This window comes from Pseudoalteromonas sp. SG45-1 (assembly GCF_014164135.1).
Lineage (GTDB): Bacteria > Pseudomonadota > Gammaproteobacteria > Enterobacterales > Alteromonadaceae > Pseudoalteromonas > Pseudoalteromonas distincta.
Genome location: NZ_JACJEP010000001.1, coordinates 269,303 through 290,211 on the forward strand (window position 1 = coordinate 269,303; position 20,909 = coordinate 290,211).

The window sequence follows — 20,909 nt, forward strand, 5'->3', positions numbered from 1 at the left end:
ATGCTAAAAGTAACTGCCAATTGCCGAAAACAAACCATTGTCAGCAATTACTTGATACTTCTGACAGCTCTGTGGTTTTTGTAAATCACTGCATAAATAAAGGGATTCACGGCTAGAATCATAGTTGGGGTGCAAGTTGGAATCAATTAAAGTAGCTCCGTAACCTAAAAGTCCAGGCCAGTAAACACTCTCACTTACCATCCCTAATTTTTTATAGGTGAGCAAGGTTGGTTTTGGAAAAGCTAAAATTATTACAATAACAATGGCCAGAGATATAAATAGCCCCTTTTTTGACTTTGTTTTTTGGCTAGTGCCATTGTTTATGTTTGTTTTTTCCTCTGCGGGTATAGAGCGCTGAGTAGGGCGTTGCGGCTTTCTTTTTTGCGCTGTTTTTTTTCTTGTTGGTGCTTTACCTAGCAACGACTGTTTATTTGGGGTTTTAGACATAAAGCAAATCTGGCCTTTTTTCCGTAGGTCTCTATAATTAAATGAGCAAATTTATATACTAAGCTAATTATTATGATAACTTAAAGTTAGCTTATAGCCTACGAGGAATAAAGATGAATACGCAGCTATCAATTTTAATTGTAGATGACGTTAGCACAGTGCGTAGTTTTTTGAGCCAAACGCTCATGCACTTAGGGATAGATAACGTAAAGGAAGCATCTACTGCCTCACAATGTATTAGTGAGTGCCAGGCTGCAAATTATAATATCATTTTTTTAGACATAGAACTGCCGGACGGCGATGGCAAAGATTTGATTGCGCAAATCAATGAATTAAGCCCTGAGACAAATGTAGTAATGGTATCTGCACATTCAGGTATTGAAAATGTTAAGGATGCAATTGATAAAGGCGCTAAAGGATTTGTAGTGAAGCCGTTTACACCTAAAAAAATAGCGGCAATGCTTAAGAAGTTTTATCCAGACTTGGAAAATGTATGACACCAATCTGTTTAAATATTTATGTCGACTGTTATTAAAGTATGAGATTAAATCTTAGATAAAAAAAAACCGGCAAAAGCCGGTTTTTTATATTCTATCAAAAACAAATTATAGAGCTTTAATCTTAGCTGCTATACGGCTCTTATGACGAGCTGCTTTGTTTTTGTGAATTAGACCCTTAGTTGCGTAACGGTCTAGGATAGGTGTAGCAACAGAAAAAGCTTGCTGTGCAGCTTCTTTATCGCCCGCTTCAATAGCAACAATTACTTTTTTGAAGTAAGTGCGCATCATTGAACGACGGCTTGCGTTGTGCTGACGGTTTTTTTCGCTTGTGATAGCGCGTTTTTTTGCAGACTTGATGTTAGCCAAGGTTTGCTCCTAACAATCTTAAAATAAAGCTTAAATTAAAGGCCGTGGAATATGCCTGTTTCTATCATGGATGTCAATTTAAATTTAACAATCCAAGAAAAACTGCACCATATAACGAGCATCAATTTGCCGCTTTAGCAGTTAATATAGACATTGTAACAAAGCACAGACCCCCAGCCTAGTGCTTTAAAGCGATTTATAAAAAAGACTGTGGCATAATCGCCTATCTTGAGGATTTTTGAGTAGGTTTAAGGTGTCAAAAGGTTTATTTCGCTCTGGTATGATTGTTAGTTGTATGACTATGATATCGCGTATTTTAGGGCTCGTTCGAGATGCTGTCGTTGCCAATTTATTAGGCGCAAGTGCAGCGGCTGATGTTTTTTTATTTGCTAACCGTATTCCTAATTTTTTACGCCGTTTATTTGCAGAAGGTGCCTTCGCACAAGCATTCGTACCTGTGCTAAGTGAAATTAAAGAACAGCAAGGCGACGACAAGGTCAGACTTTTTGTTGCACAAGCAGCAGGCACATTAGGAACCATTTTACTAATTGTCACTATTATTGGTGTTGTTGCTTCCCCTGTTATTGCAGCACTATTTGGTACCGGTTGGTTTATAGATTGGTGGCAAGGCGGACCTAATGCCGAAAAATTTGAACTTGCAAGTTCACTACTTAAACTTACATTCCCCTATTTATTTTTTGTAAGTTTAGTTGCACTTAGTGGTGCGGTAATGAATGTGTATAACCGTTTTGCTGTTGCTGCATTTACACCAGTTTTGCTTAATGTTTCTATTATTACGTGTGCAATTTTTTTACATGATAAATTTTCGGTAGGTGCTTATTCACTTGCCATAGGTGTATTTGTCGGTGGTGTAGTGCAGCTACTATTTCAATTACCGTTCTTGTATCGCGCTAAAATGTTGGCGCGTCCGCGCTGGGCATGGCAAGACGAAAACGTAAAAAAAGTACGAAAACTTATGCTACCGGCTTTGTTTGGTGTCTCTATTAGTCAAATTAATCTGTTGCTCGATACCATGATTGCGTCATTACTGATGACGGGCTCAATTGCATGGCTTTACTATTCAGACCGCTTAATTGAATTTCCGCTGGGGTTATTTGGTATTGGTATTGCGACAGTTATTTTACCGGCGCTTTCTAAACTACATAGCAGTAAAAAAAGTAGCGACTTTCAGCATACTCTCGATTGGGGAGTTCGTTTTGTTATATTTTTAGGCCTGCCAGCAATGATAGGTTTGATGATCATCAGCCCACTTATTATTACCGTGTTGTTCGACCACGGTGCATTTAAAGAAGACAGTATTGATCATGTCAAAGCTGTAAGCTTAGGCGTAGTCGCATATTCGGTCGGACTTGTAAGCTTTATGCTAATAAAAGTACTCGCTCCTGGCTTTTATGCTCGTCAAGATACAAAAACACCGGTGCGTATTGGTATTATTACCTTAGTACTTAATATGGTGTTTAACATTATGCTGGCTCCTTTCATTGGTTATTTAGGGTTGGCACTTGCTACTTCGTTATCGGCTAGCTGCAATGCATTTTTATTATACAGACAGCTTAAAAAAGAAAATGTATACCAGTTCTCATCAATGAGTATGCGTTTTACACTTAAATGTGTTGTTGCAAGTATTGTTATGGGAGCTGTCACATGGTTTGTGAGCAGTTACTATTATTGGGCTACATGGGCCTTTACACAGCAAGTAATATTATTAGTAGCGCTAGTGGCTTTGGCAGGTATTAGCTACTTTGCAATGCTATTTGTGATGGGCGTTAGACTAAATACGATAAAAAGTGTAGCAATTACTGAATCAAACTAAAAAAAAGATTATAATCGGCAACTCTGCGGCTTTAATCATTTTTTAGCCGTAATTAATAGCTCGCTAAACAAGGCATTAGGTGGCATGGAGTTAATTAGAGGTATACACAATATTCGCCCACACCATTTTGGTTGTGTGTTAACTATTGGTAATTTTGACGGCGTTCATTTAGGCCACGCAGAAGTACTAAAAGGTTTACTTAGCGATGCTAAAGCGCATAGTTTGCCTAGCACTGTAATGCTGTTTGAACCCCAGCCACAAGAGTTTTTTGCTAAAAACAATGCCCCTGCACGGTTAACGCGCTTACGAGATAAGTTACGTTTATTGAGTGATTTAGGTATTGAGCGAGTTATTTGCATTAGCTTTAATCAGCAATTTGCAAACATGCATGCTGAGCAATTCGTTAATGAGATTTTGATTAAAAAGTTAGGTGTTAAAGCACTTACTGTTGGTGATGATTTTAAGTTTGGAAAGCAACGCCAAGGTAACTTTCACTTACTTGCTAGCATGGGTAAGCAAGCGGGCATGGATGTAAAAAGCACCGCGAGCTTTCGTCAATTAAATGCTAGAGTAAGCAGCACTTTAATACGAGATGCTTTAGCATCCGGTGACTTAGCGAGTGCTAAAATAATGCTTGGTCACGATTATGCTATTTCTGGGCGTGTTATACATGGTTGGAAAAGAGGACGTGAACTCGGTTTTAGAACGGCAAATATAGCCCTAAAACGCCAAGTGTGTCCTGTCAACGGAGTGTTTGCAGTGCAAGCAACGATTGCAGGAAAACAGATTTTTGGAGTTGCAAATGTAGGTAATAAGCCGACATTTAATGGAACTCGTGCATTATTAGAAGTTCACCTTTTTGATTTTGCACAGGATATTTACGGACAATTTATGCATGTGGAGTTAATAAAAAAACTTCGCGATGAGAAAAAATTCGAGACATTAACACAATTAACGGCGCAAATAGCAACTGATGTTGCTGCCGCTAAGCAGTGTTTTGGTTTAAATCAGGTAGCCGATAGAGACGGAATGTAGGATAAATGAGCGACTATAAACATACTTTGAACTTACCGGAAACACCGTTTCCAATGCGTGGCAATTTGGCACAACGTGAACCAAAAATGCTTAAAGCATGGTATGAGGACGACCTTTATGGTCAAATTCGCAGCGCTAAGAAAGGTAAAAAAACCTTTATTTTGCATGACGGCCCTCCGTATGCAAATGGCGATATCCATTTAGGCCACTCAGTTAATAAAATATTAAAAGATATTATTGTTAAGTCTAAAACATTATCTGACTTTGATTCACCATTAGTTCCAGGTTGGGATTGTCATGGTTTACCAATCGAGTTAATGGTTGAGAAAAAAGTAGGCAAGCCGGGTGTAAAAGTTACTGCGAGTGAGTTTCGTGAAAAATGCCGTGCATACGCTAAAAAACAAGTTGAAGGTCAAAAAGTTGATTTTAAACGTTTAGGCGTATTTGCAGATTGGGATAAGCCATATTTAACAATGAACTTTGACTTTGAAGCGAATGCAATTCGTGTGCTTGGTCGAATTATTGAAAAAGGTCATTTGCATAAAGGCGCCAAGCCTGTGCATTGGTGTACAGACTGTGGCTCTGCATTAGCAGAAGCTGAAGTTGAATACCAAGATAAGCAGTCACCAGCAATCGATGTGCGTTTTACATTTGTTGATCAAGATGCTGTTGTTAGTGCCTTTGATCTGGCTGATGGTCATAAAGGTGAAGGCAGTGTTGGTACTGTTATTTGGACAACAACACCGTGGACGCTTCCTGCAAACCGCGCTGTGGCTGTGCATGCCGATTTAGAGTATGCGTTAGTACAGGTTGAAGATGAAGGCGTACAACAACGTCTAATTTTAGGTTCTGAGCTTGTTAAAGATGCTATGGACCGTTTTGGTTTTAATCACTTTCACGTACTAGGGTATGTAAAAGGTGCAGCGCTTGAAAACTTGCAAGTAGCCCATCCTTTTTATGATTTTAATGTACCAGTGATTGTTGCAGAACACGTAACTACTGATTCAGGTACTGGTGTTGTACATACCGCCCCAGGCCATGGTCAAGAAGATTTCGTGGCTGGTTTAAATTACAACCTTGAAGTGGCTAACCCTGTTGGTGCAAATGGTGTTTATTTACCAGATACCGAACTTTTTGCAGGTCAGCATGTATTTAAGGCGAATGCGAGCGTAATTGAAGTGTTAAAAGAGCGTGGTGCGCTTATGCATCACCATGCGCTTACGCATAGTTACCCACATTGCTGGCGTCATAAAACACCAATCATTTTCCGTGCTACACCACAATGGTTTGTAAGTATGGATCAGGCTAACTTACGTCAAGATTCTCTTGCTGAGATTAAAAACACGCAGTGGTTACCAGAGTGGGGCGAAAGCCGTATTTCTAACATGGTTGAAAGCCGCCCAGATTGGTGTATTTCTCGCCAGCGTACTTGGGGCGTTCCTATTGCATTGTTCGTTGATAAAGACACCGGTGCACTTCACCCAAATACACAAGAGTTAATTGCTCAAGCAGCAGAGCTTGTTGAAAAGTCTGGTATACAAGCATGGTACGATTTAGAACCAGCTACTTTACTTGGTGAAGAAGACGCCAAGCAATACATGAAAGTGCAAGATACGCTAGATGTATGGTTTGACTCAGGTGTGTCACACGCTTGTGTAGTAGATGCACGTGAAGACCTGGTTGGTCCAGCTGACTTATACCTTGAAGGTTCTGATCAGCACCGTGGTTGGTTTATGTCATCAATGATGACATCTGTTGCTATTAATGGTCATGCGCCATACCGCCAAGTATTGACTCATGGTTTTACTGTTGATGAAAACGGCCGCAAAATGTCTAAGTCACTAGGTAATGTTATTTCACCACAAAATGTGATGAATAAACTAGGTGCTGACATTCTACGTTTGTGGGTGGCTTCTACCGATTACACGGCAGAAATGACTGTGTCGGATGAAATATTTAAACGCTCAGCCGATCGTTACCGCCGTATTCGTAACACCAGCCGTTACTTGCTTGCTAACCTAAATGGTTTTAACCCAGAAACAGATCAAGTAGCTGTTGATGATATGGTTGAGCTTGATAAGTGGATTGTTGGTCGCGCAGCTCAGTTGCAAGACGAGATTTTAGCCGCATACGACAGCTACCAAATGCTATTAGTAACTCAAAAGCTAATGAACTTCTGTACGGGTGAGCTTGGCTCGTTCTATTTAGATGTTATTAAAGATCGTCAATATACAGCTAAGAGTGATAGCCATGCACGTCGTTCTTGTCAAACTGCGCTTTATCATATTGCAGAAGCAATGACGCGTTGGATGGCACCTATTATGAGCTTTACCGCACAAGAAATTTGGGAAGCGTTACCTGGTGAGCGTAGTGACTACGTATTTACATCAGTTTGGTACGATGGCTTACAAGCACCAACAAATAGCCAATTTAGTAACGATGATTGGTTAGAGATTTTAACTGTACGTGACGAAGTAAACCGCTTATTAGAAGCTGCACGTAAAGAAGAAGTCATTGGTGCAACACTTCAAGCAACGGTGAATTTATTTACGGGTAAAGAGCTTGCCGCTAAATTAAACGCGCTTGGTGATGAACTGCGTTTTGTATTGTTAACATCAGCCGTGAATGTTACTGAAGTTGATAGCCAGCCTGTAGATACACAAGCTACCGAGATTGAAGGTTTGTTCATTAGCGTTGCTGCAACAGATGCTGCTAAATGTGAGCGTTGTTGGCATTACAGCGAAGATGTAGGCGTTGAGCCTGCTCATCCTGAAATTTGTGGTCGTTGTGTAAGTAATGTTGACGGCGAAGGTGAAAAGCGTCAATTCGCTTAGGAGTTATTCTTAGTGAGCAAACTAGCCCAAAAAAGTGGTTTAGTGTGGCTTTGGTTGAGTCTATTACTTTTAGTAATAGACTTTGCCAGTAAAACACTTGTTGTAGGGACTATGGCTTATCAAGAGTCTATAAACTTACTCCCTGTTTTTAGTATTACTTATGTACATAACTATGGTGCTGCTTATAGCTTTTTAAGTGAAGCGGGTGGTTGGCAGCGTTGGTTTTTAAGTGCAATTGCCGTTGCTATTAGTGCTTTGCTTGTATGGTGGCTAAAACGCTTACCTGCTACAAATAAAGTACTATGCGGTGCTTATGCATTGGTACTTGCTGGCGCTATTGGTAATTTATACGATCGTATTGCGTATGGTTATGTAATCGACTTTATTCACGTTTTTTATAAAGACTCACATTTTCCTGTATTCAATATTGCCGATTGCGCTATTTGTATTGGCGCAGCATTATTGTTATTTGACGCCTTCACCGGCGAGAGTCCAAAGGAGCATAAAGCATGAGCCAAGCTGTAATTGGTGAAAACTCGCAAGTTATTTTCCATTTTTCTATTAAATTAGAAGATGGCTCTGCCGCTGATTCTACCAAGGTGCACAACAAACCTGCTAAATTAACAATGGGTGATGGCAGCTTAACGGCAAACTTCGAAAAGTGTTTATTAGGTTTAACTGCAGGTGAAAGTAAAACGTTTGAATTAGAACCTGAAGATGCTTTTGGTCAACCAAACCCAGATAATATTTACTACGTTGACCGTAGTAAGTTTGGTCCAGAAACACCAGCTAAGGTAGGTGCAATTATTGCGTTTACTCAACCTGATGGCACTGAGCTTCCTGGTTTAGTCCGCGAAGTGCAAGGTGAGTCGGTAACGATTGATTTTAATCACCCTTTATCTGGCCAGCGTTTAACGTTTGAAGTTGATATTATTGAGGTGGAAGGTTAATGGAAATATTATTAGCTAATCCTCGCGGCTTTTGCGCTGGTGTTGACCGTGCTATTAGTATTGTTGAGCGCGCTTTAGATATTTTTGAAAAGCCAATTTATGTTCGCCACGAAGTAGTACATAACCGCTATGTGGTTGATGGACTAAAAAGTCGTGGTGCGGTATTTGTTGAAGAGCTTGATCAAGTACCTGACGACAGTATTGTTATTTTTAGCGCACATGGCGTATCGCAAGCGGTTCGCAGCGAGGCTAAACGTCGTGATTTAAAAGTATTTGATGCAACGTGTCCGCTTGTAACTAAAGTGCATATGGAAGTTACACGTGCGAGTCGCAAAGGTATTGAGTGTATTTTAATTGGACATCATGGTCACCCTGAAGTAGAGGGAACAATGGGACAATATGATAACTCAGACGGTGGTATTTATCTTGTTGAAACCGTTGATGATGTTGTTGCGCTTAATGTAAAAAATGCTGAAAATCTTTTTTATTGCAGCCAAACAACACTCTCAGTTGATGACACAGCAGATGTTATTGACGCACTACGCAATAAGTTTCCATCAATTGACGGACCTCGTAAAGATGATATTTGTTATGCAACGCAAAATCGTCAGGATGCTGTTCGTGACTTAGCTGACAAAGTTGATGTGCTATTAGTTGTTGGCGCTAAAAACAGCTCTAACTCTAATCGCTTACGTGAACTTGCAGATAAAATGGGCACTGTTGCTTATTTAATTGATGATGCAACTGATGTGCAAGAGCAGTGGGTTTCAGGTTCTAAATCAGTGGGTGTAACTGCGGGTGCATCTGCGCCAGAAGTACTTGTACAACAAGTTATAAGCCGATTAAAAGATCTTGGTGGTACGCAGGTTGTTGAAAACCCAGGCGAAGAAGAGAATATCGTATTTGCTGTTCCTGTAGAGCTACGTTAATTTAAAATTTAGATTATAGGAGAGTCGTTATGAGCAAGTCACTAAAAAATGATGGTTTGCTTTTTTCGGCTCTTTTTAATGAGCGAGGCGTACTAGCTTCGCTTATTGTTTCTCAAGTTATTGCTATTGTTTTAGCCTTTGCACCCAATGTAGAAGGAGATATTTGGCTTCGACTTGGGATCATCAGTTTGTTTATGCATTTAATTGTTTTAGTCGGTACCTCTTCTTTATACTTTTGTAGATTTTTCTTACAAACGCGCACTCAAACTTTTCAATTAAGTTTGTTTTTTATCTTTTTTTTATTATCTACATGCATTTTTAGTATTTTATTTTCCCATTTTGCTTTTGATATAGATGATACAGATAACTTAATTTATTTCACACTTCGCAATTGCATTATAGTGGCTTTGCTGGCGGCTTTATTCGTCCAATTTTTATTAATTCATTTTGAGAAAGAGCAGCAAACTAAAGCGCTTTCTCGAGCTGAGCTTGATGCCTTGCAAGCTAGAATACGTCCTCATTTTTTATATAATAGTTTAAACACCGCTGCAGAGCTTACTCATCATGATGCCGATGCGGCAGAGCAGGCTATTTTAGCATTAGCCGCCTTATCGCAGGCTGCAATGCACTCAGGAAAAAATGTATCTCTTGACGATGAAATAACGCTGAGTAAGCAATATATAGCACTTGAAACATGGCGTTTCGGTAATCGCTTAAGCGTTGATTGGCAAATACCTAATGAACTACCTGCATTGAGCATTCCTTGTTTAACCCTGCAGCCATTAATTGAAAATGCAGTATGCCACGGTGTTGAAACAAGTGAGCATGGTGCAGAAATAAAAGTAGAGCTACATATTACTACCGGCTATATAACCATGATTGTTTCTAACCCTATAACAATTTCTAATGCTCAAACTAGGCCTAATAACGGCATGGCGCTTGAAAATATTCGCCAGCGATTAAATATTTATTATAAAAATAAAGCGCAGCTAACAATTACTAATAAAAATGATGTGTTTAGGGTCAAGGTCGTTATTCCTAAGCTAATTGAGGGCAGTGTATGAACGTACTCATTGTTGATGATGAACCTCTTGCGAGATCGCGCTTAATTCGTTTGTTGGCACATGATAAAAGCATAGTTGTACAAGGCGAGGCAAGTAATGGTAATGAAGCCCTAGTACTGGCTAAAAAGCAAACGCCGGATTTGATTTTTTTAGATGTTGATATGCCTGGTATGAATGGTTTACAAGTTGCTAATGAGCTCAATAGTTTAACTCTACCTCCTGCTATTGTTTTTATAACTGCTCACCCTGAGCATGCCTTCGATGCTTTACAATTAAGCGCTGCAGGTTATTTAGTTAAACCTATTTCAGAGCAATCATTGCAAAAGGTGCTTAAGCAAGTCGGGCGCTTAAATAAAGTACATATTCAAAAACAACAAAATGTAAAAATCTCTTATCAGCTAGCTGGTACTCTACGCAGTGTTGATATAAATGATGTTTTGTATTTTAGTGCCGAAGAAAAGTATACCAAAATGATATTCTGTGGCGGAGAAGCTTTACTTGAACAAAGTCTAAAACAATTAGAGTTACAATTTCCTACACATATTTTGCGAATTCATCGCAATACATTGGTTAATAAACAAAAAGTAATTGCTTTGCATTCAAAAGCGAATGGCAATCATATGATTGAGCTACAAGGGTGCAGTGAGTTATTGCCAGTGAGCCGCCGTGAGCTTAAATTAGTAAAAAATTCGCTTTAGGCTTACCTTGCAATTAACCTCCCCTTGATTTAAATACATTTGAGTCTTAATTATCAACGGTGTTATTGAATAAACAGGTTTAATTAACCGTTTATCAACAAATATAACCGCTTGTCTTAGTCCTCATTGATTCCTCAAATAAATAACATAAACTTAAAATCAGATAATTTTTATTTGGTTTTATTATGCAATCACCTCACGTAAAAGTGCAAAGAGGCTTCACTCTGATTGAAGTGCTAATTGCATTTATTATTCTTAGTTTTGGCCTTTTAGGCGCAGTTGCTTTGCAAGCAAAAGCAAAGCAAGCAAGCTTTGATTCTATGCAGCGTGCTGCTGCAGTTGCACTTGGTAATGATATTGTGCAGCGTATCCGTGCTAACGATACCCCGCAAATAGCTAGCCTATATACCCAAACATTTAATAGCGAAGCCTCAACTAAAACCTCACAGACGTGTTTTACAAGCACTTGTAGCGCAGCGCAAGTTGCAGCCCTAGACCTTGAGCAATGGAAAAGAGCTATAAAAGCAAGGGAAAACACAGGCTCTTTAGATGACGCAACTGTATGTATTGCGGCTACTGCAGTTGCAGGTACAGGTGGTAAAGCATTTAATTTAGAGGTCGTTGTATCTTGGCAAGGGCGTCAAGAGTTTAATGCAAATGATGCTACTGGCGCTATAAAGTGTGGAACGGCTGATAAAAAGCGCCGTTTAGTTGTTTTAACTAGTTATATTTACCTTAGGAGCTAACATGAAGCAAAAAGGTTTTACACTTGTAGAAATGATGATTTCATTATTTATTGGTGGGTTAATTTTAGGCGGCGTTATGTTTACCTATATAGGTATGAAAGTAACCACTAAAGATACGATGACTATTGGTGAACTTCAAGAATCAGGACGCCTTGCGATTAACATAATGCAACGTGATATTGAGCAAATTGGCTTTTGGGGCACTTATTATGATGATTCTTTTACTTCGGTAAACACAGAAGCATTATCAAACCCGCTAAATGACTGTTTCGAAGGACTAAATAACGGTAGTTTTCCTGATTTGGCAACTGCGAGTAACTTTAGAACTATTTATGCGAAGGTTGCAGATGCTTCAAAAGAACTAAACTGCGTAACGAGTCCAGTAAAAGGTACCGATATTATTCAGTTAAAGTTTTTACAAGGTGATCAATTAACTGAAGCTGAGACTCAAACGAGTGAAAACTATTTCATAGCGGAGCAAGAGAGAGCTCAATTCAAGCGAGGTGAAATTACAGGAAGTTCTGTTAATGCCTCTATTTGGCCGTATAGCCATCATGTTTATTATATTTCAGAGCAAACATATAAAGTAAATAACAAGAACCTAACTGTACCTGCATTAATGAGAAAGCGCTTAGTTGGTGGAAATATCACCACAGAAACTATTATGGAAGGTGTCGAAAACATGCGGTTTGTTTTTGGTCTCGATACAAACAGCGACAATCGTGTAGATACATACCGAAGTATTAAAAGTATGGAGCACACTGATTGGGAAAATCGAAAGGGTATTTTAACAGTACAGGTATTTTTATTAATACGCGCATTGGAGCCAGACCCTGGGGTTAAAATTAAAAACCAAACTTACATATTAGGTGAAGATGAAAACAAGCGTGAATTGAAATTCACAGATAGTTTCAGACGCACAGTGTTTACCACGACTATTCGATTAAATAATGTTGGATCAAATTTATGGCGTATTTAAAACAATCACAGAAAAAGCAGCAGGGTGTAGTACTGATCACTGCTCTAATAATGGTAATTGCAGTGACGGGTATAGCGGTGACTCTTATGAGCAGTAGTAGTATTGATATTAAAATTACCAATGCAGCGCAAGAGCGTGAAGTGGCCGAAAATGAACTTATTGGCGAAGTACAGCGCATGATTTCTGATGAAGCAAATAAAGGTGCGAATAATCAGTTTTTTTTGAGTCCAGATGAAGTCACTTCGATTGCAGCCTCTGATAAAGAAGGCATGGTGATCGCAACACATGATGGTATGCAAAGCAAAATGGTTAATCTAAACAAAGGTGCGCTTGACCTAGAGTGTCCTCGACGCTTTAATTTTACTGCAGGTATATCGTGCAATATGTTACAGGTCGCCACGACAATAGAATATGGCTCTAAAAGTAAGCATGAACTAACCATTGTTACAGGTGTAGCACAAGAAATGGCTAGCGTAAGTAAGGGGATTTAAGATGAAATTTAAATTAAACAAAGTGCTAGCCTCTTTACTTGGCTTAACAATAAGTGCGTCAGTTTATGCTGAAGATATAGAGCTTTATGTTAATCATGATGTGGATGTTGAAGAAAAACCTCGAGTATTACTGATTTTTGATACATCAGGAAGCATGGCTTTTTCATCAAGTACAGGTAGTAATTGTGGGCAATATTCGAGTGGAGGTTGGGTTTTATGTTCTGATAGTCGATTAGCTGCAGCACAGTTTGCGATGAATAAAGTTATTACCGATAACGAAGATACTATCGACTTTGGTTTAATGCGCTTTAAAGCCACAGACGGTGGTTATATAGTTAATGGAGTTGGTAAAGATTCTACAATTATACGAAATTCACTTGCTGCTTTACCTGCTGCTGGCGGTACTCCTTTGACAGAAACCCTTTGGGAAGCTTATTTATATATTACAGGGCAAAAAGTTCAATATGGCTTAGAGGCCACAATTCTTGAACGTGATACGAGTGTCGAGTTAAGAACTGGAAGTGAGTTTACACAGCTTGAATGTGGTTGGGTTAGAAATAGAGGTCGCTGGAGTTATGAGTGTGAAAATGTAACTACAAATAATTATGAGTATACTTACATATCGCCCTTTGCAGATAGCACCGCTGAGGCTAAGCGCTGCGACAACTCGATAAATATCATTTATATGACCGATGGCGACCCATCTGGTGATAATGATAGTGACAGCCAAATTAGTGCAGAGCATGAGAAGTACTTTGGGGAAGGATTAAACTGGAATACGGATAGTTACTACAGTAGTTACCTACACCAAATGGCTAAAATTATTCATGGTACAAGTGATACTACTGTTGATTTATACCCGTCGACTCCCGATATTCATGAAACAGGCCGTTTATATACTATCGGTTTTGGCTCTGGTATGAGCGCGAGTGGACAAGAGCTTTTACGTAGGGCCGCTTCTTTAGGTGGTGGTGAAAACTTGCCCGCAAGTACGCCAGATGAGCTTTCTGAATCATTAAACAGTGCAATTTCTCGTATTCGTGAAGTAAATGATAGCTTTTCATCGCCGTCCGTTGCTAGTAACAACGTAGATCAAACCCGTAGTCGAGATGCTATTTATTTTGCAATGTTTTACCCAGAGACAAATACCCGCTGGGGCGGTAACTTAAAAAAGTTAAAGGTATCGGGTAGTAACATAGTTGATTCAGCGGGCAATGTAGCGCTTGATTCTAATGGTTTGATAGACACTGATGCAAAAACATTTTGGCTTCCTGATGGTAAGTCAGCAGATGGGAACTTAGTAGCACAAGGTGGCGTTAATTATCAACTAAGTACCTTAACAGGAACCAACGCAGAAGAACGAAGAACACTATATACAGATAAACAAGGCGATATAGTACGATTTACTACATCGATTGTTAGTGACATTCTTGATTTAATAACTAATAACCCAATTAGCTTATCTAGTTCAGATATTAAATGGGCTATGGGTATTGATGTTGATGATGAAGATAACGATAACGATACCACGGATCAAAGAGATGATATTTTTGGTGATCCTCTGCATTCAAAGCCTGTTGCGCTTGATTACGGTAATGATGATATTCGTATTCTTATTGGTACCAATGCTGGCTTTTTGCATATGTTTAAAGACGATGATACAAATAATGAAGTATCTGAAAGCTGGGCATTTATACCCTCAGATCTGTACAGCATTATTCAACCGCTGCGCAACAAAGAAACGGGTAAAAAATATGGTATGGATGGTCCAATCAGCGTTTATTTTAATAATAAAAACTTAAATAGCGATGGTTTAAACGACGGGATTATTGATGCGAGTGGTGATGATGAAGTATGGGCTTTTGCAGGAATGCGTCGAGGTGGTAAAAACTACTACGCACTGGATATAACAAATCCCGATCAGCCTAAAAAACTATGGAGCGCACCAATAGAAGGCGGAAAAGGTGATTTTAAAGAGCTTGCGCAAACATGGTCAAAACCGCAAATAGCCTACATTAAAGCATTTGGTGACAAGCCTTTATTAATTTTTGGTGCTGGGTACGATACAAACAAAGATGCGGTGATTAAAAGTGAAGATAGTACAGGGCGAGGTATTTACATTGTTGAAGCAGAAACAGGTAAAAGAGTATGGGCATTAACACCCGATATTAATGGCTTTAAAGGTAAGCATAGTATTGCTGCAGATATTACCACGCTTGACTCAGATTATGATGGATATATAGACCGAATTTATGCGGCAGATACTGGTGGAGATATTTGGCGTATAGATATGCCAGGCACTAGTACTAGTGAATTTAGTCACTTTAAATTAGCTGAGCTTGGCAGTAATAAAGCAACTGAGGACAGACGCTTTTTTTACAAACCACTCGTTGCACGAACCATTTATAGTAAAGTAAGCGAGACAACCGTTGATGGTAGTACCGTTATAACACGCTTAGATACGCCGTATGATGCAATAGTTATTGGTAGTGGTAACCGCTCAAAACCAACCGGTACCAATGAAAAAGATCAACTGTTTATGATCAGAGATGAAAATACAGTTACTAAATCATATAAAACGAATGCACCGGATACTATTGTACCTGCTGATTTGATGCAAATGAATTCAGACCCATTTGGTAATGCTCTAGATGACGTTGATGATTTTGTTGACTTAGAAGTCGACTTGGCTAAATTTAATGGTTGGAGATATGAGTTAGGAACGGGTGAAAAATCACTAGCTGCTGCTACAGTTGTTGGAGGTGTTGCTTATTTTACAAGTTTCACACCTGCATCAGATACATCGACTGAAAACCAATGTTCCCTAAGTGGTGGTGGTGGTTCTTTATACGCATTTCACCTACATTATGGTACGAAAGTGTATGACGATCTTAAATTTACAACCAGCTATGATGTACCAGATACACCTCAGTTATACTTTGGCGAAGGCCCTTCATGCGTAGATGGTAATGGAGATGGTAAGTGTGATGACAACCCAACAGTTGACGTAACACAAGAAAGTCAGTTTTATCTAATTGGGCCGGGTATCAAAGGTGAAAATGCTGAAAACCCAATGAAGCCTGTTGAGATAAAGGGCCCTGGCTTAACAATTGTTGATGGTAAAGTTGTATTGGTTAATGACAATGCTGTAGGGTTTGGCTTTAAAACTCAACAAACATATATCTATAAACGTGAAGAAAATGACGAAGTTAATAATTAAGGAAATTAAATGAAGAAACAACATGGGTTTACCTTAATTGAGCTGATGATAGCGGTTGCAATTGTAGGCATACTTGCCTCAATTGCATTGCCCAATTATACAGAATATGTAAAGCGTGCTTCGCGCGCTGAAGCTGCTGCAGCATTGTTAGATGCTGCAAACAAAGAGGAGCAATATTTTGTAGATAATCGTGAGTATACGCAATCCTTTACTGACTTAGGGCTACAAAGTAAAACCGAAAATGGTCACTTTGAACTATCTATCAGCGTAGTCGATAGTAATACCTTCACTATTACAGCTAAGCCTATAGACGGTGCTGTAAAAGGAGATACTGATTGTAAAGAGCTTTCAATCACTGATATTGGTCTCAAAGGTGCAAAAGGGTCTAAAGGAGACACCGATATTGGTTATTGCTGGGGTCGATAGCCTAGATTACTTCTTCTGGCACTTATCAGTTGATTTAATACGTATTCTGCCAGTCTGACTTACTGATAAGGCCAACCCCTCGAGGTTGGCCTTATTGCTGTTGGGGCAATATATAAAAGTACCATTTTGAAAACCATTCAAAGAACCATCAGGACGAAACGTAATTGCGCTGCGAGGGTATTTAAGACTGTCAGCTTCATGGATCTCCTCAAAAGTACTTAAGAGTAGTTCATCATCATCTAACGAGGTTGATTTATCTTTGTCGATAAAGAGTGACATTTGGCCATTCCACTCGTCCTTTGTACATTGACTGTCTTTTAGTGCACAAAGCGTGACGTAAGTAGTATTTTCAATGGCATATAAACGGCCATAATTTATATTTCGGTGTAGGAGGTTTACGTGGTTATCTAAGCGGTTTTTAGCTAAAAAATCTGGGTAAAACCACATAGATAATTGGCTGATAATACTGACAACAGCCATAGATACCATTAATTCGAGAAGTGTTACTCCCTTACTTTTTGATATTGATAATCTCATCCTTGAAGACCTGAGTTAATAAATGATTAACTCAGTCTAGTAAATGATACAAATATGACAAGATATAATTGTACGTTTTTTAATCGCACTTTTCAGTGGTGTCACCAAGGTAGAAAGCAGTACCAGATACTGATACATTCAGCGCTTTATTGTTTTCATTGTCATTATTAGGGCAGTATACAAAGCCAGCAAAGTTACCGCTGGTGTTTAGGTTTGTTGTAATGCGCCCACTAGTATTAAAGCGAAGGCTACTATCACCAGTAAATTTAACCTTGTCTATACTATTTATCTGCTCCATGGTGCGTAAAATAGTATCTTCTTTCCAGTTATATATTCCGTTATTATTAGTATCTACAAAGAGAGTTATGATTGAATCCTCCCCCCATGAACTTTGACATTTAAAGTATCTATTAATCTCAACTTTACTTATAGGAGCAGGGCATATGATAACAATTTCATCCGTACTTGCAGCTTGAGCACGGGCGTAGCTAATATTTCTTTTTAATTCCAACAAAAAATTCTCAGCTCTATTTTCTTCTAGCATATCGCTGCTATTCCAAATCGCAATTGATGCAATAATGCCAACGATAGCAACGGTTACCATGAGTTCTAAAAGGGTGAACCCGTTTTGTTTGTTTTTCATATTAATCTCATTTACTGCTAGTCATTTAAGTATAGCTATTTTTATATAATAAATTATACCACGATCGGTTGTTTTATCACCGTAATTCAATTGCTTTGTTTGCTATGAACACTATGATTGTCTAAAATCGAGGCAACTGAAGCTTTCAAAAGTAATTAATATGAAAAAAATAGAAGCAATTATCAAACCTTTTAAGTTAGACGATGTGCGTGAAGCGTTGTCAGATGTGGGTATTACGGGGATGACGGTAAGCGAAGTTAAAGGCTTTGGACGTCAAAAAGGTCACACAGAGCTATATCGTGGCGCAGAGTATATGGTCGATTTTTTACCTAAAGTAAAACTTGATATTGTATTGACTGATGAAGATGTAGACCGTGCAATTGAAGTTATTGTAAAAACGGCGCAAACAGGAAAAATCGGTGATGGTAAAATATTTGTCACAGATGTTGAGCGTGTAATACGTATTCGTACTGCAGAGGAAGATGAAGAAGCGATTTAAGCTTGTTTTTCTATGTAGTTAAAAGGCGCTTTAGTAAGCGCCTTTTTTATTTATTTAGTTCTTTTATTTAGTTTTCGTGTTTGCTTTGCGTGCTCACTAAGCTCAGTTAAACCTAATTGGTCGTAACTTTTCTCCATCATTTCAAGCGCGGGATCTAAGTAACTGCTTTGTGAATAATGCTCAACAACAAACTTACCTCTATTAGCAGCAGCTAAATAAGCTTCACGTTCGTAATAGTAAGTTGCTACTTTTAATTCATAACGTGCCATGCGGTTTAAAAGCCACACTAAACGACGCTTAGCTTCAGGCGCGTAATCACTTTTTGGAAAACGTTTTACTAATGTCGATAAATCTGTAAATGCAACACGAGTACGGTTAGCATCACGGTCGGCTCTATCTACACCAAAGTACTCTTGGAACGCATTTTTATCTGCTTTAATATTTACTAAACCACGCATGTAATACATGTAGTCTAAATCTTTATGATTTGGGTTTAAGCGAATAAAGCGGTCAATGGTTGCAAGTGCTTGTTCAGTATTACCTGATTGATAATGTGCATAGACTAAGTCCATTTGTACTTGCTTAGAGAATGGGCCAAATGGGTAGCGAGAGTCTATAGCGCTCAAAAGTTCAATTGCACGAGCATATAAACCAGAATCTAGCGTTTCTTTTGCATCTTCATATAAAGCGTGTGCAGACTTATTCGGTACACGTTGAATGTCTTCTTGGTCTGGAGCAGACGAACAAGCGCCTAAACTAAGTACAGAAACTGAAAAAACAATGGCAAATGCACGTTTCCCTATTTTATTTATCATTTTATTTGTTACCTTCGATGTCTTCGGCTAGGCCAAGTCGGTAAAACCGAGTAAACTATGCGTATTATATTATGCTTTTATTAAAAGCGATTCTAACCCAGTCGAGCAAAGCTTGCACTGGTAAATTGGGTAAAGTTACTAATGTCAGAGCAAATTTCTCTTCAAGCCGACGTTCCAACCGAATTAGGTGGTAAACGTCTAGACCAAGTATTAGCACAATTGTTCCCTGATTATTCGCGTTCTCGTATAAAAACGTGGATTTTGGATGATAAAATCACTGTAGACGGTGAAATTTTCAACACTCCACGCGAAAAGCTACTAGGTGGTGAAGTTGTAAGTGTTGAAACAACAATTGAAGCACCACGCGAATACGAAGCACAAGATATCAAATTAAACATTGTTTATGAAGACGATGATATTTTGGTAATTAATAAACCAATGGGCCTAGTGGTTCACCCAGGTGCGGGTAACCCTAATGGAACAGTGCTAAACGCATTGCTACATTACTACCCTGAAATAATTAACGTGCCACGCGCAGGTATTGTACATCGTTTAGATAAAGACACGACCGGTTTAATGGTTGTAGCTAAAACGATTCAGGCCCAAACGCATTTAGTGAAAGCACTACAAAAGCGCGAAAATTTCACTCGTGAATATGAAGCACTGTGTAATGGCACCATGACTGCTGGTGGTATGGTTGAAAAAGCAATTGGCCGCCATCCTACGCAGCGTACGCATATGGCCGTACATGAAATGGGTAAGCCGGCAATTACGCATTACCGTGTTGCTGAAAAGTTCCGTGCTCATACTCGTTTACGTTTGCGTTTAGAAACAGGTCGTACTCACCAAATTCGTGTGCATATGGCACATTTAAATCATCCGCTAATTGGCGATCAATCTTATGGCGGCCGTCCGCGTCCACCTAAAGGTGCAACACCAGAGTTATTCGAGTTACTTCGTAGCTTTAGACGCCAAGCACTACATGCTGTAAAATTGAGCATTGCGCATCCAATCACGGGTGAAATGATGACATGGCAAGCACCTATCCCTGATGATATGGTTGCTATGACACATGCACTACGTGAAGATACTAAAGCTAATCCTGATATCGATAGATAATGCACTTATTGTCAGCGACATGGCAAAACCTTCATAAAGTAGGAACGTTAAGTACTACTTGTGGAGGTGGTGTTTCAAAAAACCCATTTAAAAGTTTCAATTTGGGATACCATGTTGGAGATAATCAAGATCATGTATCAAAAAACCGCTCACTATTAACCAAACACTTACCTAAACCTGCCGTGTGGCTAAATCAAGTTCATAGCTCTGATGTTGTTATTGTTGATGAACATTTTGACTCTAATAAGTTACACAATGCTGATGCGCTTTATACTCAGTTATTAAATCAGCCTTTGGCTATCATGACTGCCGATTGCTTGCCTATTTTATTAGTGAGTGATGATGAGAAGGAAGTTGCAGCTATACATGGTGGCTGGCGGGGGCTTGAGCAGGGAATTATTAAAAATACTTTAGAATGTTTTAGCTCAAAGTATGAAAATATAAATGCTTGGCTAGGGCCTGCAATTGGGCCAACTCAATTTGAGGTTGGCGCTGAAGTGTTTGAGTTATTTCAAAAAAGGTCTTCTTCATTTATTCAAGCATTTACACCACAAGCTAATGGCAAATTTCTTGCTGATATTTATGGCATTGCGCGTACTTTACTTACCCAGCAAGGCGTTAAAAATATTACAGGCGGCGACTATTGTACAGTCTCTCAAAGTGACTTATTTTTTTCTTATCGACGGGATGGGCAAACCGGACGTATGGCAAGTTTGATCTGGCGCAAGTAATTAGCACCTTTAGCTATTATATTTCTCTCTACACCTTGAACAAACA

The 20,909-nt window shown here is 39.0% G+C and carries 22 protein-coding genes; 17 read left to right on the forward strand and 5 right to left on the reverse strand.

Going from position 1 to position 20,909, the window contains the following annotated elements; translation table 11 throughout:
- Positions 1-3: 3 nt before the first annotated feature.
- Positions 4-447 (reverse strand): hypothetical protein, encoded by a 444-nt coding sequence (locus H5117_RS01160; RefSeq protein ID WP_024603734.1) that lies wholly within the window; start codon positions 445-447, stop codon positions 4-6.
- A gap of 113 nt (positions 448-560) precedes the next feature.
- Between H5117_RS01160 and H5117_RS01165 the strand changes: the two genes are divergently transcribed.
- Positions 561-944 (forward strand): response regulator, encoded by a 384-nt coding sequence (locus tag H5117_RS01165; protein WP_002958224.1) that lies wholly within the window; start codon positions 561-563, stop codon positions 942-944.
- A gap of 108 nt (positions 945-1,052) precedes the next feature.
- On the opposite strand, the gene rpsT is transcribed toward H5117_RS01165, so the two are convergent.
- A complete protein-coding gene (gene rpsT, locus H5117_RS01170) occupies positions 1,053-1,313 on the reverse strand; it encodes a 30S ribosomal protein S20 (RefSeq protein WP_002958225.1) in 261 nt (86 codons plus the stop codon).
- Between the two features lie 295 nt (positions 1,314-1,608).
- On the opposite strand from rpsT, the gene murJ reads away from it, so the two are divergent.
- The 13 genes from murJ to H5117_RS01235 all read left to right on the forward strand — a co-directional run bounded on the left by murJ (position 1,609) and on the right by H5117_RS01235 (position 16,519).
- Positions 1,609-3,147 carry a murein biosynthesis integral membrane protein MurJ gene (gene murJ, locus H5117_RS01175; RefSeq protein WP_370660919.1) on the forward strand — a complete coding sequence of 513 codons (1,539 nt, stop codon included), beginning with the start codon at positions 1,609-1,611 and terminating at the stop codon, positions 3,145-3,147.
- A gap of 84 nt (positions 3,148-3,231) precedes the next feature.
- A complete protein-coding gene (gene ribF / locus H5117_RS01180; RefSeq protein WP_096793492.1) occupies positions 3,232-4,182 on the forward strand; it encodes a bifunctional riboflavin kinase/FAD synthetase in 951 nt (316 codons plus the stop codon).
- Positions 4,183-4,187: 5 nt separating this feature from the next.
- Positions 4,188-7,016: an isoleucine--tRNA ligase gene (gene ileS, locus H5117_RS01185; protein ID WP_182715389.1), complete on the forward strand. Its 2,829-nt coding sequence runs from the start codon at positions 4,188-4,190 to the stop codon at positions 7,014-7,016.
- A gap of 12 nt (positions 7,017-7,028) precedes the next feature.
- Positions 7,029-7,529, forward strand: a complete 501-nt coding sequence (gene lspA, locus H5117_RS01190; protein WP_002958230.1) for a signal peptidase II — start codon at positions 7,029-7,031, stop codon at positions 7,527-7,529.
- Positions 7,526-7,966, forward strand: coding sequence for an FKBP-type peptidyl-prolyl cis-trans isomerase (fkpB, locus tag H5117_RS01195; RefSeq protein WP_002958231.1), 441 nt, complete (start codon positions 7,526-7,528; stop codon positions 7,964-7,966). The genes lspA and fkpB overlap by 4 nt, the downstream gene beginning before the upstream one ends.
- Positions 7,966-8,895 (forward strand): 4-hydroxy-3-methylbut-2-enyl diphosphate reductase, encoded by a 930-nt coding sequence (ispH, locus tag H5117_RS01200; protein ID WP_002958232.1) that lies wholly within the window; start codon positions 7,966-7,968, stop codon positions 8,893-8,895. The genes fkpB and ispH overlap by 1 nt, the downstream gene beginning before the upstream one ends.
- 29 nt (positions 8,896-8,924) lie before the next feature.
- Positions 8,925-9,959 (forward strand): sensor histidine kinase, encoded by a 1,035-nt coding sequence (locus tag H5117_RS01205; RefSeq protein ID WP_002958233.1) that lies wholly within the window; start codon positions 8,925-8,927, stop codon positions 9,957-9,959.
- Positions 9,956-10,657 (forward strand): LytTR family DNA-binding domain-containing protein, encoded by a 702-nt coding sequence (locus H5117_RS01210; RefSeq protein ID WP_024596571.1) that lies wholly within the window; start codon positions 9,956-9,958, stop codon positions 10,655-10,657. Before H5117_RS01205 ends, H5117_RS01210 begins: the two co-directional genes overlap by 4 nt.
- A 185-nt stretch (positions 10,658-10,842) precedes the next feature.
- On the forward strand, positions 10,843-11,403 hold the full coding sequence (gene pilV / locus H5117_RS01215) for a type IV pilus modification protein PilV (protein ID WP_182735989.1): 561 nt from the start codon (positions 10,843-10,845) through the stop codon (positions 11,401-11,403).
- Position 11,404: 1 nt separating this feature from the next.
- The gene (locus H5117_RS01220) at positions 11,405-12,382 is read left to right on the forward strand and encodes a PilW family protein (protein ID WP_182712589.1); all 978 of its coding nucleotides are present in this window, start codon (positions 11,405-11,407) and stop codon (positions 12,380-12,382) included.
- On the forward strand, positions 12,370-12,873 hold the full coding sequence (locus H5117_RS01225; protein WP_165723619.1) for a pilus assembly protein PilX: 504 nt from the start codon (positions 12,370-12,372) through the stop codon (positions 12,871-12,873). Before H5117_RS01220 ends, H5117_RS01225 begins: the two co-directional genes overlap by 13 nt.
- Position 12,874: 1 nt before the next feature.
- Positions 12,875-16,093 carry a PilC/PilY family type IV pilus protein gene (locus H5117_RS01230; RefSeq protein WP_182715387.1) on the forward strand — a complete coding sequence of 1,073 codons (3,219 nt, stop codon included), beginning with the start codon at positions 12,875-12,877 and terminating at the stop codon, positions 16,091-16,093.
- A 9-nt stretch (positions 16,094-16,102) separates the two neighbouring features.
- The gene (locus H5117_RS01235) at positions 16,103-16,519 is read left to right on the forward strand and encodes a type IV pilin protein (RefSeq protein WP_024596576.1); all 417 of its coding nucleotides are present in this window, start codon (positions 16,103-16,105) and stop codon (positions 16,517-16,519) included.
- Between the two features lie 6 nt (positions 16,520-16,525).
- Here the strand turns inward: H5117_RS01235 and H5117_RS01240 are convergent, their stop codons facing one another.
- Together H5117_RS01240 and H5117_RS01245 are read right to left on the reverse strand one after the other, a co-directional pair.
- Positions 16,526-17,056, reverse strand: coding sequence for a GspH/FimT family pseudopilin (locus tag H5117_RS01240; protein WP_024596577.1), 531 nt, complete (start codon positions 17,054-17,056; stop codon positions 16,526-16,528).
- 79 nt (positions 17,057-17,135) lie between these two features.
- On the reverse strand, positions 17,136-17,699 hold the full coding sequence (locus H5117_RS01245; RefSeq protein ID WP_165723617.1) for a GspH/FimT family pseudopilin: 564 nt from the start codon (positions 17,697-17,699) through the stop codon (positions 17,136-17,138).
- A gap of 160 nt (positions 17,700-17,859) precedes the next feature.
- On the opposite strand from H5117_RS01245, the gene glnB reads away from it, so the two are divergent.
- Complete coding sequence (glnB, locus tag H5117_RS01250) at positions 17,860-18,198, forward strand: nitrogen regulatory protein P-II (RefSeq protein WP_002962211.1); 339 nt, start codon at positions 17,860-17,862, stop codon at positions 18,196-18,198.
- 50 nt (positions 18,199-18,248) lie between these two features.
- Here glnB and H5117_RS01255 read toward each other — a convergent pair whose 3' ends face one another.
- Positions 18,249-19,013, reverse strand: coding sequence for an outer membrane protein assembly factor BamD (locus tag H5117_RS01255; protein WP_002962210.1), 765 nt, complete (start codon positions 19,011-19,013; stop codon positions 18,249-18,251).
- Between the two features lie 141 nt (positions 19,014-19,154).
- On the opposite strand from H5117_RS01255, the gene rluD reads away from it, so the two are divergent.
- Both rluD and pgeF read left to right on the forward strand, forming a co-directional pair.
- Positions 19,155-20,132, forward strand: coding sequence for a 23S rRNA pseudouridine(1911/1915/1917) synthase RluD (gene rluD / locus H5117_RS01260; RefSeq protein ID WP_149594281.1), 978 nt, complete (start codon positions 19,155-19,157; stop codon positions 20,130-20,132).
- Positions 20,132-20,863 (forward strand): peptidoglycan editing factor PgeF, encoded by a 732-nt coding sequence (gene pgeF, locus H5117_RS01265; RefSeq protein ID WP_182735990.1) that lies wholly within the window; start codon positions 20,132-20,134, stop codon positions 20,861-20,863. Before rluD ends, pgeF begins: the two co-directional genes overlap by 1 nt.
- Positions 20,864-20,909: the final 46 nt, after the last annotated feature.